The sequence below is a fragment of the Kitasatospora sp. HPM-01-4 genome (assembly GCF_051374625.1).
Taxonomy (GTDB): Bacteria; Actinomycetota; Actinomycetes; order Streptomycetales; family Streptomycetaceae; genus Kitasatospora.
The window spans coordinates 7,532,894-7,548,629 of sequence record NZ_JBPQGP010000005.1 but is presented as its reverse complement, the minus strand read 5'-3'; the positions used below and the strand labels follow the sequence as shown (position 1 = coordinate 7,548,629).

General features: G+C 73.4%; 7 protein-coding genes and 3 pseudogenes. 3 read left to right on the top strand and 7 right to left on the bottom strand.

The features are described from left to right. Positions 1–503 precede the first annotated feature (503 nt). Positions 504–2,498, top strand: a complete 1,995-nt coding sequence (locus tag ACSMTC_RS32710; protein ID WP_436563349.1) for an Ig domain-containing protein — start codon at positions 504–506, stop codon at positions 2,496–2,498. Positions 2,499–2,728: 230 nt separating this feature from the next. Then, positions 2,729–3,150 (top strand): annotated as a pseudogene (locus ACSMTC_RS32705) (IS110 family transposase); the annotation flags it as partial. A 184-nt stretch (positions 3,151–3,334) separates the two neighbouring features. On the opposite strand, the gene ACSMTC_RS32700 reads toward ACSMTC_RS32705, so the two are convergent. Then, positions 3,335–4,456, bottom strand: a complete 1,122-nt coding sequence (locus ACSMTC_RS32700; RefSeq protein ID WP_436563348.1) for an NsdA family TPR-like regulatory protein — start codon at positions 4,454–4,456, stop codon at positions 3,335–3,337. Positions 4,457–4,482: 26 nt separating this feature from the next. Next, a pseudogene (locus ACSMTC_RS32695) lies at positions 4,483–4,755 on the bottom strand (glycosyltransferase); the annotation flags it as partial. Between the two features lie 105 nt (positions 4,756–4,860). Between ACSMTC_RS32695 and ACSMTC_RS32690 the strand changes: the two are divergent. Next, positions 4,861–5,745 (top strand): annotated as a pseudogene (locus ACSMTC_RS32690) (transposase); the annotation flags it as partial. 90 nt (positions 5,746–5,835) lie between these two features. Here the strand turns inward: ACSMTC_RS32690 and ACSMTC_RS32685 are convergent. The 5 genes from ACSMTC_RS32685 to ACSMTC_RS32665 all read right to left on the bottom strand — a co-directional run bounded on the left by ACSMTC_RS32685 (position 5,836) and on the right by ACSMTC_RS32665 (position 15,641). Then, complete coding sequence (locus tag ACSMTC_RS32685; protein WP_436563347.1) at positions 5,836–7,536, bottom strand: ricin-type beta-trefoil lectin domain protein; 1,701 nt, start codon at positions 7,534–7,536, stop codon at positions 5,836–5,838. A 354-nt stretch (positions 7,537–7,890) separates the two neighbouring features. Continuing rightward, positions 7,891–8,673, bottom strand: coding sequence for a hypothetical protein (locus ACSMTC_RS32680; RefSeq protein WP_436563346.1), 783 nt, complete (start codon positions 8,671–8,673; stop codon positions 7,891–7,893). 90 nt (positions 8,674–8,763) lie between these two features. Beyond that, the gene (locus ACSMTC_RS32675; RefSeq protein ID WP_436563345.1) at positions 8,764–9,390 is read right to left on the bottom strand and encodes a response regulator; all 627 of its coding nucleotides are present in this window, start codon (positions 9,388–9,390) and stop codon (positions 8,764–8,766) included. Next, the gene (locus tag ACSMTC_RS32670; protein WP_436563344.1) at positions 9,387–10,724 is read right to left on the bottom strand and encodes a sensor histidine kinase; all 1,338 of its coding nucleotides are present in this window, start codon (positions 10,722–10,724) and stop codon (positions 9,387–9,389) included. Before ACSMTC_RS32670 ends, ACSMTC_RS32675 begins: the two co-directional genes overlap by 4 nt. Before the next feature lie 246 nt (positions 10,725–10,970). Further along, complete coding sequence (locus tag ACSMTC_RS32665; protein WP_436563343.1) at positions 10,971–15,641, bottom strand: cation-translocating P-type ATPase; 4,671 nt, start codon at positions 15,639–15,641, stop codon at positions 10,971–10,973. Positions 15,642–15,736: the final 95 nt, after the last annotated feature.

Sequence of the window (15,736 nt, the reverse complement as noted above, 5' to 3'; positions counted from 1 at the left end):
CCACCCGCCCGCCCCGGGCCGTTCACCCGGTTGGCGGTATCCGCTTCCCACCTCGGACCCGGCGAGGCTTGGCCTACATGACCGGATACCGCCCCTCACAGCCACACCCCCGGCACCGACACCGACGCCCTCCAACCGGCGCGCAAGCCTGAGACCCGGCGCGCAACCTGACGCGCGCGCCGGTAACGAGCTACCTGCACCGCTTCTGCGCCCGCAGGGCACCCCCAGGCGGCGACCCCGGATCGCCCGCGAAGCGCCGGACCACCCGACGCACCGTCGACTCGGCGCGGCGCGAGAGCCGTTCAGCGGCCGCACGAAGACGGGGTGACGGCCGCCGGGTTCACAGCATCCAACGGAACCGAACATGAAACATCAGTCGTTGCTCTTGACCCATGTGATGGGTGACATGTGTTATTTCACACGGCGAGCCGTCCTGTCCGACCCCGGACGCCCCATCGACGACCGCCGCCGTCCCCACGCCCCTCACAGAGAGTCAGATCCCTGTGCCCACAGCACGCTTACGCGCCGGATCGGCACTGCGAAATCTGCTGCTGACCGGCCTGGCATTCGGCGTCGCCACCGCCGGCCTGGCCGGCACCGCCGCCGCGCGGCCCGAGCCGAAGCCCATGACGCCCCCGAGCGCGAGCTCCGGCACGGACACCCACCCGGCCGACCAGGGCTGGCAGCAGATCGACGGCACCTGGGTGCAACTCGGCGCCACCCACCCGCACGCGATGCCCAACGCCACCACCTTCGCCCGCCAGCAGGCCGCGAAGGCCCACGGAGGCGGCGGCACCGGCCCACAGAACGCCACCGCCGACGGCGGGAGCGGCAGGGCCGTCCCGCACAACAACTACGACCTGCAGATGACCTACCGGGGCGGCCAGGACTCCATCGGCGTCACCACCGGCCGGCCCAGGGTCTACCTGATCTACTGGGGCAGCCAGTGGGGCACCCCGGGCACCGACCCGGCCACCGGCGACGTCACACTCTCCGGTGACCCGGACCGGGCCGCGCCCTACCAGCAGGAGTTCTTCAAGGGCCTCGGCAGCAGCACCGACACCTGGTCCAAGGTGATGACGCAGTACTGCGAGGGCATCGCCCCCGGCTCCGACTACTGCCCGGCCGACGCCAACCACGTCGGCATGCCGGCCGCGGGCCAGACCCTGGCCGGTGTCTGGGTGGACAACTCGGCGCCGTCCCCCCAGGCCGCCACCGAGCCGCAGATCGCGGCCGAAGCGCTCGCCGCCTCCAGGCACTTCGGCAACACCGACCCGAACCAGAACCGCGACGTCCAGTACGTCATCAACACCCCGCAGGGCGAGGACTCCGACAAGTGGAAGGAACTCGGCTACTGCGCCTGGCACACCTTCATGCGGAGCCCGGCCGGCACCCTGGCCTACACCCTGATGCCGTACCTGACCGACGTCGGCCCGTGCGGCACCAACTGGATCAACCCGGGCCCGCGCGGCCGCCTGGACGGCTACGGCATCATCGGCGGCCACGAGTACGCCGAGACCATCACCGACCAGAACGCCTCGGGTGCCTGGACGGACGCCACCGGCCAGGAGATCGGCGACAAGTGCTCCTGGATCCCGGTCGGTTCCAACGGCGGGATGTTCAACCTGCAGCTGTCGACCGGCAGTTTCCCGGTGCAGACGATGTGGTCCAACTACGACCACCTGTGCACGGGTGACGGCCCGCTCTTCGCCAACGCACCGCTGCTGGTGACCCAGCCGTGCGAGCAGACCGTCCCGAGCGGCGGTCCGGTCGACATCCCCGTGCTCGCCTCGGACAGCGCCGGCCGCCCGATCACCTACAGCGCCAGGGGACTTCCCGCCGGCCTGCGGATCGATGCCGCCACCGGCCACATCACCGGCACCACGCATGCGACCGGCTGGCGGAGCATCACGGTCACCGGCAGGGACGACCGGGGCAACACCCAGAGCCGCACCTTCAGGGCCGGCTTCTTCGCCGGCCCGCAGCTCGGCTGCAGCGCGATCGAGCAGCTGACCGACCCGGGCTTCGAGAACGGAACCGCCGACCACGGTGCCTGGAACCCCTCGGGCTACAACGTGGTCACCCCGTCCAGCGCGCACCGGCCGCACAGCGGGACCGGCTACGCCTGGCTGGGCCAAAGCACCGCGAACGACGACTCGATCACCCAGTGGGTGGAGACCACCCCCGGGTACAGCAAGGAGTACCTCTCCTTCTGGCTGGACATCACGGGCAGCGCCCAGGGCGCCTCGGCGCCCGCCGGCACCCCGGTCGACACCCTCTCCCTGGAGCTCTACGACCAGTGGAGCGGCAACCACCTCGCCACCGTGCGGACCTGGAGCAACCTCGACGCCACCGACGGCTACCGGCTCCAGAGGTTCGACCTGACCCCCTACGTGGCCCCTGAGTTCGGCTCCACGGTGGGCATCAAGCTGGTCGCGCACTCGACCAGCGGCAGGACCGCCTTCCTGATCGACGACGCCTCGGTGAAGCTCTACTGACAGTGAAGATGTGACTGGTGGTCCTGCTGATGAGCCTGACTCGCCTACTGACTGACGTCACTGACTGTCCTGTTTGGGATTTGTCGGCTCGTCGGCAGGACCGCCACGCACGCGGCCGGACGGACGCTTGTGACTTCACAGGAGCTTGGCCCAGAGGCCCCGTCACTGTCTTGTCCACCCGCCCGACCGGCGCGTGCCGCCCTCGGCTCGGACAAGCGGCAAGGACGGACATGACCAGCATGACGCATGACAGCCCGGAGATCACCGGCGGAGTCGACGCCCACGGCCTGACTCACCACGCGGCCGTGATCGATCGGCTCGGCCGACACCTGGCCGACCAGATTTTCCCGCCACGATCGTCGGCTATCGGGCCCTGCTGGACTGGATGCGCTCGCACGGCAAGGTGACCGCGGTCGGCGTCGAAGGCAGCGGTGCCTACGGTGCCGAGCTCGCCCGGGTGCTGACTGCGGCCGGTGTCACGGTCGTGGACGTCGACCGGCCCGACCGCAAGACCCGTCGGATGAAGGGCAAGTCCGACCCGATCGACGCCTGCGCCGCCGCTACAGCCGTGGCCTCCGGTCGAGCCACCGGCATCCCCAAGAGCCGCGACGGCGTGGTCGAGGCGGTGCGAGTCTATAGGAGCATCCGGCAGTGATGCACTGATCGCTTGAGCTCGCCAAAGGTTTCTTGAAGATCGTCACGGCGTCCCAGCAGGCCGACCGCCTGATGATCCGATCGCGCGCTGCCCACTCGGAAGAGTTTCGGCCGAAACTCTTCCGGGTGGGCAGCGCGACACCATCTGGACCGGCTGACCTCAGGTCGGCGTGCCTGGCCGCTCAGCTGGCCATGGCCAGCTCCGTGCGTGCCCGCTGCAGCAGGTCCCGAACCGCCGGCTCCTTCGGCCAGCGCCGCAACTCCGTCGTGTAGTCCCGCACGTAGTCCCGCGCCCGTGTCGACTGCACCCGCGCGAGGATGTCGACCGCCCGGTGTCCCATCGCGATGCCTTCCAGGAGATTGCCGCCCTGCAGGTGCACCGTCCCGAGCACCGTGAGGCGCAGCCCGACCGAGCGGGCGAACGAGCCCTCAGGCATCGCGTCGGCGTGCCGATTCCACGTGAACGCCGCCTTCGGGTTGCCGAGGTCCCGCCACACCTCGACCGCATCCGATGCGAGCCGGGTGTGGCTCATGTAGCTGATCCACTCCGGATCGTCGCCGGGCCGTGCGCGGCCGAGGAGCGTCTCCGCCTCCGACAGGGCGCGCGACGCCGCCCGCGGGTCCCGTGACCGGCCGTGTGCCCGGGCCTCGACCATCTTCGCGAACGCCAGCACCCGCGGGCTCGCCGACCCCTTCGCGCGCTCGTAGCCGCCCTGGACCATGTCGATGGCCTCGCTCGGGTAGCCGCGCAGCATGGCCTGCAGCGCCATCGTGGACATCACGTGGCTGCCGACCTCGGTGTCGCCGGCCGCGCGGGCGAGCGCGAGGGCCTGGATGAAGTGCCGCTGCGCGGCGTCGTGCTGGCCCATGTCCAGCGCGGCCCAGCCGACGACCCGGGCGAGCTCGGCGGTCACGCAGTACAGCTCGGCGCCGATCTTCTCCGGGTAGGTACCGACCAGCAGCGGGCTCGCGCGGTGCCGGAGGCAGTCCGCGACACTGCTGGAGCGCCAGCTGCCGCCGCCGTACTTCGAGTCCCAGGAGCGGGCCTCGCTCGCGGCCTGCCACAGCTCCTCCAGGTCCGCGCGGCCGACCTGGAGGCTGCCACGGTGCCCAGGGAGCGGCGCGGAGGGCTGGACCAGCCAGCGGGTGACCGGGGTGGTGTAGGCAGCGACGGCGAACGCGCCGCCGATGAAGTCGCGTCGGTGCACGGTGCTCCAGAAGTTCGCGGCGTTGCGCACGGCGTCGCCGGCGTCTCTGGGGAAATCCAACCCCATCGCGGCCGGGTCAACGGGGAGGCCAGCCATGCCCATCTCCGCAAGGGTGACAGGCCGTCGCGCACGTTCGCGGGCGACACGAGCTTGAGGGGGTTGGACGAGCGCCGGACCTTGCCCGTCGCGACCGCGCGAAAGGGGATGCCCTCGCTGGCGGCGACGCGGTTCTCCAGGCCACCGTCGACGCCGACCCACAACACCTCCAGCGCGCGGCTCGCCGCGGCAAGCCGAGCCTGGAGGGTCCGGACCGCGGTCAGGGCCGGGTACGTGTGACCGCCGGTGCCGCCTCCGGTCACGATCAGCCGGAACGGCTCGCTGCTGTGTTGCGTCACGGGGCGCTTCCTCTGTTCGCGGACGTCGTCCAGTCCACGCTAGCGCCTGCCCGGAGAGCCCACCGGCCTTCCCGCCGACCAGGTCGCCGCCGACGTCCGGCGCCTGGTCCGCCCGGTGCCGAGCTCGCCCGGGTGCTGACTGCGGCCGGTGTCACGGTCGTGGACGTCGACCGGCCCGACCGCAAGACCCGTCGGATGAAGGGCAAGTCCGACCCGATCGACGCCTACGCCGCCGCTACAGCCGTGGCCTCCGGTCGAGCCACCGGCATCCCCAAGAGCCGCGACGGCGTGGTCGAGGCGGTGCGAGTGTTGCGGATCGCCCGCCGTAGCGCCGTCAAGGCCCGCACCCAAGCAATGAACCAGATCCGCGGCCTGCCGGTGTCCGCGCCTGCGATGTTGCGCGAGCAACTGGCCGGCCTGGACCGGAGCGTACTGATACGCACCGCTGCGCGTTTGCGCTCCGGCGGTGACCTGTCCGCACCACTGGCCGCGACCAAGGCCGCACTACGGCGCCTGCCGCACCGCCATCAAGCACTGGACGACGAGATCGCCGAGCTCGACGCCGAGATCGCCCCGCTGCTCAAGCAGGCCATGCCCGAACTGCTCGCGCTGTTCGGCGTCGACCCCGAGACCGCCGGCCAGCTGCTGGCCTCCGCCGGAGACAACCCCGAACGGATGCGCTCCGAGGCCGCCTTCGCACACCTGGCCGGGGTCGCTCCCATCCCCGTGTCTTCCGGCCGCACCCATCGTCACCGCCTCAACCGGGGCGGCGACCGGGCAGCGAACAACGCCCTGCACACCATCGTCCTGGTGCGCATGCGCTACGACGAACGCACCCGTGCCTACGTCGCGCGCCGCACCAAGGAAGGGCTGTCCAAGAAGGACATCACTCGCTGCCTCAAGCGCTTCGTCGCCCGTGAGGTCTACCGCACGCTGACCAATATCCCATCGACACAAACCACTCAAAACAATCTTGCTCCTGCGGCTTGACGTCTATAGGAGCATCCACCGGCCGAGCGAGCGTCGGGCCCCTAGAAACCGCCGGGTGCGGACAGGGGCCCGACGCGGTCCGACCCGACGTCAGACCGGCAGCGACCAGGCCTGGTTGGCCTGGTGGTCGCCGCACGGCCAGACGTCCAGGCGGGTGGCGTCCGCGGTGCCACCGCCGGTGACGTCGAGGCAGAGCCCCGACGCGGTGTTGGTCAGCGTGCCGTCCGGGTGGGCGGACCACCGCTGGGTGGTGGCGCCGGAGCAGCCGCTGAGCACGGCCGGGCTGCCGGCCGAGGTTCCGCTCGCGGTCAGGCAGCCGCCCAGGGTGCGGACGGTGCCGTCGGTGCCGAGCGTCCAGCGCTGGTTGGCGTTGCCGGTGCAGCCGTAGAGGATCACCGGGTTGCCGTCGGCGGTGCCGCTGCCGGAGTCGTCCACGCACTTGGCGCCGTTGCCGGTGACCTGGCCGGTGGGCACCGCGGGGGCGCAGCCCTTGCCGGGAGTGACCCGCCAGACGGCGGTGCCGTGGCCCGGAACGGTCGCGCCGAGCGAGGTGCCGGTGCTCGAAGCCGCCCCGGTCCAGAGGTCCTTGGCCGTCACGGTGCAGCCGGGCAGGCCGATGCCGGCGAGCGGGACGGAGACCGCCGCCGCCGAGGGGCCGCGGTTGAGTACGGCGACCGCGCGATCGCCGTTGGCGAGCGGCTTGACCAGCACATCGGTCGTTCCGCCGGTGGCGACGACACCGGCCTGGCGGCCGGCCCGGTCCTGGTCGACGGCGATCAGGTCGGTGTTGCCCAGTGCGGCGAGCCCCGCGGGCGTGAGGTGGCCGACGTCCGAGGAGAGGATCATCGGCGCGGCCATCATCGCCCAGAGGGCCACCTGGCTGCGTGCCTCGTCGTCGCTCAGGCCGCCGTCGCCGGCGATCAGGAAGTCGGGGTCGTTCCAGTTGCCGGGGGCCGCGTAGCGGCCGATCCAGCGGTTGTAGCCGTAGTTGGAGAGCACGCTGCTCCAGCGCGAGGCGTTCGGGTGCGCGGCGTCGTAGGTCGCGATGTCCCAGCCCTCACGCCAGAGTTGACCGTACTGGCCGACCCAGCCGAGGACCGAGAACCAGCCCGGATTGCCCCACTCGCCGCTCTGGAAGTAGGCGGGCGCGGACTCGGAGAAGGTGATGGCCCGGCCGGAGCCGCGCAGGGCGGCGGCCTCGGCGGCGTACGCCTGGCGATAGGCCTGCTCCTGGGTCTGCCCGGAGGCGACGTCGACGTTGCAGCCGTCGAGCTTGAGGTAGTCCACGCCCCACGCGGCGAAGTCGGCGGCGTCCTCGGCGAAGTGGTCGGCTCCGCCGCCCTGCGGCCGGCCGCTGCCCGGGTAGCCGCCGCAGGTGGTGGACCCGGCGTCCTCGTAGATGCCGAACTCGAGGCCCTCGCGGTGCAGATAGGAGCCGAGCCAGGCCATTCCGTGCGGGAACTTCACGGGGTCGGCGACCAGGTGGCCGGCCGGGTCGCGCTGGGCGGCCATCCAGCAGTCGTCCACCGTGACGGTGCGATAGCCCTTGGCGGCCAGGCCGGTTGAGACCAGCGCGTCGGCGTTGGCGGTGACGGTCTGCTCGGTGACCCCGCACTGGTAGTGCGCCCAGTCGTTCCACCCCATGGGCGGGGTGGCGGCGAGCGCGGCCGTGGCGGTGGCGGTGGGCGAGGCCTGTGCGGGGACGGCGGTCAGCGGCAGCGCCCCCAGCAGGGTGGCGCAGACGGCCGCCGCCGACAGGCGTCGCAGCACGGCGGTTCGAAGGTGGGGCACGTGGCACTCCTCTACGTCCGATTGCGCGGTCGGGGCACGACAGGTCGGGACGCGACCGGTGACGGCTGCACAACACCCGTCCCGGCAGCGGCGGGTGGAGATGCGGGGAGTTCTGGCATCGAAGGCCGCGACAAGTGCACCGCCATTGCTCGGACTTGTCAACATCTCGCTCAGAGCAAGCACTAATGCGCAGCAGTGAACACGAAGCCTCGACCGGCGAGGCGCCCCGCGCCGTCCGGCGACCGCACTCGCACCCCGCCGGCGCTGACATCGCGCCGCCCGCCCGAGACACGGCCAGGGCCCGGCGGGAACGCCGGGCCCTGGAGGATTCGGTGGCTGTGTGCCGGTCGGATGTCAGCTGTTCCGCAGGACTTCCGCCATGTAGATCCCGCAGCCGGCGTTCTGGATACCGGTGGCGGAGACCCAGTAGCCGGCCGGGACCGGGGAGTCGGCGCAGGCGGTGATGCCGTTGTAGACGGTGTTCAGCCGGCCGCCCAGGTAGATGCCGCAGGACGGGATCTGGTAGTTCGCGGTGATCACATAGCCCGCCGGGACCGGCGAGTTGCCGCAGAACTGCATGCCGTTGTAGGCGGTGTTGACGACGGCGCCCAGGTAGATGCCGCAGGACGGGAGCTGGGGGTTCGCGGTGATCACGTAACCGGTCGGGACCGGCGAGTTGCCGCAGATCTGCATCCCGTTGGAGGCGACGTGCAACACCTCGCCGTACTCCTGCGCACAGGCGCTGTTCGGGCCCTCACTGGTGATCACGTACCCGTTCGGGATCGACCCGTTGGAGTTTCCGCACATCTGGATGCCGTCGTAGACCGTGTTGATCCGACCGGTCTGGTACGGGCCGCAGTTGTTGGTGGTGTAGGTGGAGGTGATCACGTAGGGGCTGGGGACCGGCCCGTTCTCGCAGATCTGGAGTCCGTTGGACGGGGGCTGGATGGTCTCGGTCAGATAGCCCCCGGTACAGCTGTTGGTCAGGGTCTCCGAGACGATCACCTGGCCCGGCGGCACCGGGACGCTGCCGCAGATGGTGGCCGCCTGTGCGCTGCCGGCGAAGAAGACCAGACCGCCGGCGAGCAGAGTGAGCGCCGACAGCAGGCGGGCCAGCCACATACCGATGGATTTCATGTATCCCTCACTTCGATCGGTTGAGCGCGACGCTAGTGGGGATGCGCGGCCGCCCGCCGCCACCCGTTCAGGGGGCTTGAGCGAGCGCGGTCAGGTGTCCAGCCCGTCCTCCCGGACCCGCCGCGCCAGGTCGATCTTCGTGTAGGTGGGCCGGCCCGCCTGCTGGTACTTGGCCTTGACCCGGTCCAGGTAGTCCTTGGCGGTGTTCGGGGTGATGCCGGCCCGCCGCGCCGCCGACTTGAGGGTCATCCCGGACGCGTAGTCGAGCAGTACCTGGAGCTCCCGCGGCGAGAGCCGGGGCCGGCCGGGACGGTCGTCGTGCGCGCAGGCGAAGGCCAGTTCAGGGGAGTGCGCGGTGCCGCCCAGCGCGATCTCCTCGACCGCGGCCACCAGGGCGGGCAGGTCGTTGTCCTTGGTCAGATAGCCGTCCGCGCCGGCCGCCAGAGCGTCCAGGATCCGCGACCGGTCCGGCACCGTGCTGATCACCAGCACCCGGCTGCCGGCCGCGCGCAGCCGGCGGATGTTCCGCTCCGGCACCGAGCCGTCCCGGAGCACCAGGTCGAGCAGGACCACCTCGGCGGACTGGTCCCGGCCGGTGAGCAGTTCGTCCACCGTGGCGGCGGTGGCCAGCAGCCGCAGCCCGGGTACGTCGCGCAGCCAGGAGCGCAGCCCGTCGAGCAGCATCCGGTCGTCGTCGACCACCGCGACCGTGATCACGCCGGCCACCTCAGCTCGACCCGGGTGCCCTCGCCCGGGGCGCTGTCCAGGTTCGCCCGTCCGCCGGCCTCGCTCAGCCGGTCGCGCACCGAGCGGCGCAGGCCGAGTCCGTGGACCACCCGCTCCGGGTCGAAGCCGGCCCCCCGGTCGACCACGGTGACCAGCACCGTGCCACCCGCCCCGGTCGCGGTCAGGTAGGCATGGCCCGTACCGGCGTGCCGCAGCACGTTGTTGAGCGCCTCGGTGACCGCGTCGGCCAGGGCGGCGGCGACCTCGGCGGGCACCTCGGGCAGCGCGCGGTACTGCGCGGTCACCCGCAGCCCGAGGCTCTCGGCCGAGCCGACCGCCGCCTCCAGTGCCGCGCCGACCTCGGGATGGTGCTCCTCGTCGGCGGTGCGCTGGATCAGCCGCCGCAGGTAGGCCGCCTCGCGGGCGCAGCGCTCGCGCACCCGGGCGGCGTTCGCGTCCACCCCGCCGCCGGCGATCGCGGTCAGGGTGGCCAGCACGGTGTCGTGCAGCGCGCGGTGATGGTCGAGCCGCTCGGCGTACCGGGCCCGCTCGGCCTCCGCGACCAGCGCCCGCCGGTTGGCGCTGTCCAGCAGCCGGCCCTGCCGGCGCAGGTACCACCAGAACACCCAGGCCAGCACCGCCGAGGAGGCCAGCGCGTCGAGGTCGCCGCCGAGGATCGCCGGCCCGGCCCCGGTGGTCCGGTGCCAGGCCAGGTGGGCACCGGTCAGCAGCAGTACCGCTGCGACGATCCGCGGCCCTTCGAGGGCGACCGCCGCCGCCGCGCTCGCCGAGCCGCCCAGCAGCAGCACCCAGGCGGTCGCGGCCGGCTCACGGCCGTCACTCCAGGCGGACGCCAGGAACGGCAGCAGGCAGCCGCTGACCAGTACGTCCGTCCAGACCGCCGGCGCCGCGAACCAACCGCCGCGCAGCGCCCCGCCGTAGACCAGGGCGCTGCACACCGCGGCCGCCGCCAGCACGCTCCATCCGCTCCAGGAGTCCGGCTGGTGCTGGACGATCGTGAGCAGACCGCCCACCAGATGGCTCGCGCGGTAGAGCATGGTCGCCAGCACCATGAACGACCGCGCCCGGTGCAGGCCCGACCCCAGCACCGGACCCGCCGCCAGGAGTGACGGCCGGCCCTCTCCCCCGCCGCCTGCGGGCACGCCCGAGGAGGCCGCCGGGTCGTCCGCGCCGGTTTCCCTCGCTGCCACCAGGCGGCGCAGCGGCGAGCGGCCCTGCCCCCGGGCGGCCGCCGTGGCCCGGCCGTCCCGAGGTATCGCGGAGCCGACCGCGGAGCCGTTGCGCTGACGGTGTGGAGAAGTCACGAAGGCACAGCGTAGAGGCTGGCGGACGCCCCGTCAGGGCCGCCGGACACGGCCGGGGTTGGTGCGGCCGGCGGCCATGACGGGCCCCGGCGTCGAAGTCGGTGCAGGGCGTACGGTCACGGGCCGGGCCCGTACCCGCACCGATCGCGGAGGGGGTGCGCCGTTCCTCGACACCTCGGGCCCGCCGACGGCGGTCGTTCCTCGACGCCTCGGGCCCGCCGACGGCGGTCGGGCCGTCGGCCGCGGTCAGCGGATCACGCGTACCGTCGGGCGCAGTCGTGATCCGACGTCGGACAGCAGTCGTTCCACCGGCGGGACCATCCAGGGGCCCAGCGCGGCGACGCCGATGGCGGTGGCCACGCCGGTCCAGGCCACCGGTCCCAGCGGGGTGCAGCCGAAGAAGTGGCTGACCACCGGGGTCTGGACGAGGCTGACCAGTACGGCAGCCGAGCCGAGCACGGTGGCCAGCACGAGGGGACTGTGCCGCCGCCCGATGACCGTCTGGGTGAGCTGGGCGCCGACCACTCCGCACAGCGCCATGGTGCTGGTGCGCCGTTCGGTGCCGGGGGTGACGGTACCGATCAGCCAGGCCGTGCCCGCGCCGAGTCCGGTGACCATGCCGCGCTGCCGGATCTGGCGGGTCAGCGGCTCGCCGAGTGCCGCGGTCCCCACGGGTCCGGCGCCCGTCGAGGCAGCGGTGCCCGTCACGGGTGCGCTCTCCGGTGCGGCGGCGCCGGGAGCGGGCTCGCCGGGCTCGTCGCCGACATCGTCACCGGCGCCGTCACCGACGTCGTCACCGGTCTCGTCGCCAGTCCGCGGCGTGACCGCCACCGCCATCGCCGGGAACATGTCGGTCAGGAGGTTGACCAGCAGGAGCTGACGGGTGGACAGCGGTGAGACCCCGGACAGCAGCGTGCCGAGCACACAGAACCCGATCTCCCCGGCGTTGCCGCCGATGAGGATGCTGACCGCGTCCGCCACGCTGCGCCACAGCGACCTTCCCTCGGCGACGGCGTCGATCAGGACCGACAGTTCGTCACTGGTGATCACCAGGTCCGCCGCGTTGCGGGCCGCCGCCGAGCCCCGGGCGGCGATGCCGACCCCGATGTCGGCGGCGCGGATGGCGGCGGCGTCGTTCGAACCGTCGCCGACCATGGCCACGACATGCCCTTCGTCCTGGAGCGACTCGACGACCTGCAGCTTCTGCTCGGGTGCGACCCGTGCCACGACACCGCACTCGCGCAGCAGCCGGGCCCGGCCGGCCCGGTCCTCTGCGGCCAGCTCGTCACCGGTGACCACCGTGACGTCCTCGGGCCAGCCCAGTTCCCTGGCCACGGCGCGGGCCGTGTGGGGGTGGTCGCCGGTGAGCATGACGGGCCGGACGCCCGCCTCGCGCAGTGCCGCCACCAGTGGGGCGGAGCCCGCGCGCGGGGTGTCCGCCAGGGCCACGAACCCGGTGAGCTCCAGCGCCGCCAACGGCTCCCCGAGTACCTCGGCCGACTGACCGCCCTTCAGCCGGCGCACCGCGACGGCCAGTACCCGCAGCCCCTGTCCGGCCAGGGACTGCGCCGTCGCCGTCGCCTGGGACCCGGCGTCCGGGCAGCAGGGCAGCACGACTTCCGGCGCGCCCTTGACCACCAGGAGGCGGACACCGTCGGCGTCGGTCCCCGTGGCGGAGGCGTAACCGCGGTTGGCGGCGAAGGGCAGCGCGTCGGTCGCCTTCCAGCCCGGATCGTGCGGGGCCGCGGCGAGGATGGCCTCGTCGGTGGCGTGGGCGTGGATGCCCACCTCGTCCAGGATGTGCGGGCAGGCCCGGGCCGCCGTCCGGATGACGGACTCCGCGTCGGGGGCGGCGGGCGGTTGGGTGACGCCCTCGGGGGTGACGACACGGACCACCCGCAGGCGGTTCTCGGTCAGGGTGCCGGTCTTGTCGAAGCAGATGGTGTCCATCCGGCCCAGCGCTTCGAGGGTGCGCGGTGTGCGGACCAGGATGCCGCACCGGCTGAGCCGGCGCGACGCCGCCAGCTGGGCGACGGTGGCCACCAGCGGGAGGCCTTCGGGCACGGCGGCCACCGCGACCGCCAGTCCGCTGCGGACGGACTCGCGCACCGGTTGTCCGCGCAGCAGCGACAGTCCGGTCACCGCCGCGCCGCCCGCGAGGGTGAGCGGCAGCGCGCGGTTGGTCAGCTCGCGCAGTCGCGCCTGCACCCCGGGGGCCGTCGGGGCGCGGGAGGCGAGGTGCGCCGCCCGCCCTGCCTCGGTCTCCTCCCCCGTGCCCACGACCACGGCCCGGGCGTGGCCGGCGACCACCGTCGTGCCCTCGAAGACCATGCAGTGGCGGTCCGCGACGGCCGCCTGCGGTGTGGCGTCCAGCCGCTTGGCGGTCGGCAGCGACTCACCGGTCAGCGAGGACTCGTCCACCTCCAGGCCGTCGACCTCCAGCAGGCGGGCATCGGCCGGCACGACGTCACCGGTGTGCAGGTCGATCACTTCACCGGGTGTCAGCCGGGCGGCCTCGACGGTGGTCGTCTCTCCCCCGCCGTCCGTGACACGCCGTGCCGTCTGGCGCTGGCCGACCGCCAGTGCCGACAGCGCGCGTTCGGCGCGCAGCCGCTGTACCGCGCCGACCAGCGCGTTGACTCCCAGCGCACCGGCGACCAGCAGCGCGTCGACGGTGGACCCCAGCAGGGCGGAGGCGACCGCGCCGACCACCAGCACCGGGGTGAGGGGATCGTCGAGTTCGGCCCGGACGGCACCGAGCAGCCGGACCGTCAGGCGGGCCGGGGTGAAGGCCGGGAGCATCACCGTCCTGGCCGCGGCCCGTCCGACCGCCTCCCGCACCACCGCCGGGGCGGACGGTGCGGCGCGGCGGGCGGCCCTCAGTCTGGACAGCACTTCGCGGGGCTGCAGGGCGTGCCACGGCACCCGCGGTCCGGGGTGCGGCGTATCGCGGGTGCCCACCCGCAGCGCGGTGTACCAGCCCGAGGCGAGGGAGACCGCGGCGGCGGCGTTGACCGGGCTGAGCCGGAACTCGACGGGGAAGGCGGCCTGGTGGTCACGGGTGCCCCGGGTGACCACCAGCAGTCCGGACAGCGCGGCGCCCGCCTCGGCGAGGGTCCTGGAGTGCCGGGCGACGGTCCGGGCCGCGGGCACGGCCGCGAGCAGCCGCCATGCCCCGCCCAGTCCGTTCAGCGCCAGCACGTCCGCGCCCCACACCACCGCGCTCCGCTCGTCCGTCACCGAGACGGCGATGTCGCTGTGCAGCAGCCCGGCGTGTACGTCCTGCCGGTCCGGGTGCCGTCCGTCGGCGGCGGTGCCCGGGACGCGCGCCACCGTGAGCACCATCCGGCCCCGGTCCTGCAGGCCGCGCACCACCTCGGCCAGCGGCCGGCCCGCTTCGACCCGTTCGTCGGCCAGCGCCCCGAAGTCGCCGAGCGAGCCGTCGTCGACCATCACCACGTGCAGACCGGCCAGGCGTGCGGCGTCCAGCGCGGCTTCCGCGAGCGGGTCGATCTCCCAGCCGACGAGTACGGTGCCGACGTCGCTGCCGCGCTCCGAGACGATCATCAGCCCGGTCTCCTCGGCTCCCCCGTCGGGCACCGGATGCAGGAGGACCGGGGCCTCGGTGCCGGGCCCGGGCTCCGCCTCGGAGGAGTGGAGGGCCGCGGCCGCCGCCCGCCACAACCGGTCGTGGTCCCAGTCCGCCGCGCTGGGGTTCGCGTCCAGCACCATCCGCCTGGTGCTCCGCAGCGCCTCGGCGTGCAGCACCACCGTGTCGACGAGCTCCAGCTGCCGCAGGCGGTCGGTGTCGCGTACCAGCGCGCCCTCACGGGCCAGCACACCGCCCAGGGCCGCGGTGAAGGCCGCCGGGCCGTACCTGGCGGCCTTGGGGGATCCGGCCAGCACCGCTTCGGCCGCCTCGTGGACGTCCCGGGTGAACAGCAGGGTCGCCGCGGCGCCGACCACGCTCGTGGTGACCGCCTGGTCCGCGTACTCGTCGCCCGGCAGTGGCCGCAGCGCCGGCCGCGCGACCTCGACGACGGCCGGACTCAGGCGCCCCGGTACGCAGACCGTGTCGTGGGCGGCGTCGAACGCCGCCGCGCGGGCGATCGCCTCCGCCAGTTGGCCCGCCCTCAGCGCCGCGTCCAGCACCAGGGAGGCGGGCGACTGCCCCGCGCCGTGGGCGGCCGCGTTGGCCGCGGCCAGCACCAGATCGGCCCCGGACGTCCCCAGCCGGCTCCTCAGGAACGCCCTGATCCGCGAGTCCTCCCGCATCAGGGCGACCGCGGCGGTGACCGCCCGCGACGAGCTCCTCCGGCCGCCCGCCCGTGCGCTGACCGCGGCGGCGATGCCCGCCGCGTCGCAGACCAGGGCGATCACCCCGGAGCGGACGTCCCCGGTCTGGCCGGGGTGGACGTGTTCCAGCACCTGCTCGTCGGGGCGCTCCAGCCCCTGCCCGGCGGCCAGCTCCGTCGCCCGGTCCACCACCTGGTCGGTGGCCGCGTCCTCGGTCATCTGCACGACCAGCCGTGCCAGCCCGCCGTCCCAGTACGCCGTCACCACGTCGGGGTGGTCCACCAGGGCGAGCGCGACCTTCTTCGCCGCGGTCGCCAGCCCGCGTGCGCTCGGCGCGGCGCCCCCGCCCTGGCGCAGCGGCAGCTGCAGCCTGCTCCCCGCGCGCCAGTAACCCGGGCCGGGCGTCACGGCGTTCCGGGCGACCCGGCCCACCCGCACCGCCGCCGCCGAGGCCGCTTCGACGCCCCGCACGGTGGTCCGTGCCCCGGCGGTGGCCAGTTCGGCCGCCGTACGCACGGCGAGGCCGACCGTCGGGACGATCCGGTCGGCCACCTCGGACGGCGCCGCCAGGGCGAGGTCCAGCCCCGCCGCGGGCAGACGCGTCAGTAAGCGCAGCAGCATCTCTCACCCTTCACGGGCACTCCCGCCACCGGGCGTGCCGTCCTGCCCGGGGCGGAACACGGAGCCGGGCGGTCGCCACCCCGGCGGCGGCCAGG

What these genes read in the sequence shown, in the direction of transcription:
- ACSMTC_RS32700 (WP_436563348.1), bottom strand. Translation starts at nt 4,456, where the DNA reads ATGGCTGGCCTCCCCGTTGACCCGGCCGCGATGGGGTTGGATTTCCCC.
- ACSMTC_RS32665 (WP_436563343.1), bottom strand. Translation starts at nt 15,641, where the DNA reads ATGCTGCTGCGCTTACTGACGCGTCTGCCCGCGGCGGGGCTGGACCTC.
- ACSMTC_RS32680 (WP_436563346.1), bottom strand. Translation starts at nt 8,673, where the DNA reads ATGAAATCCATCGGTATGTGGCTGGCCCGCCTGCTGTCGGCGCTCACT.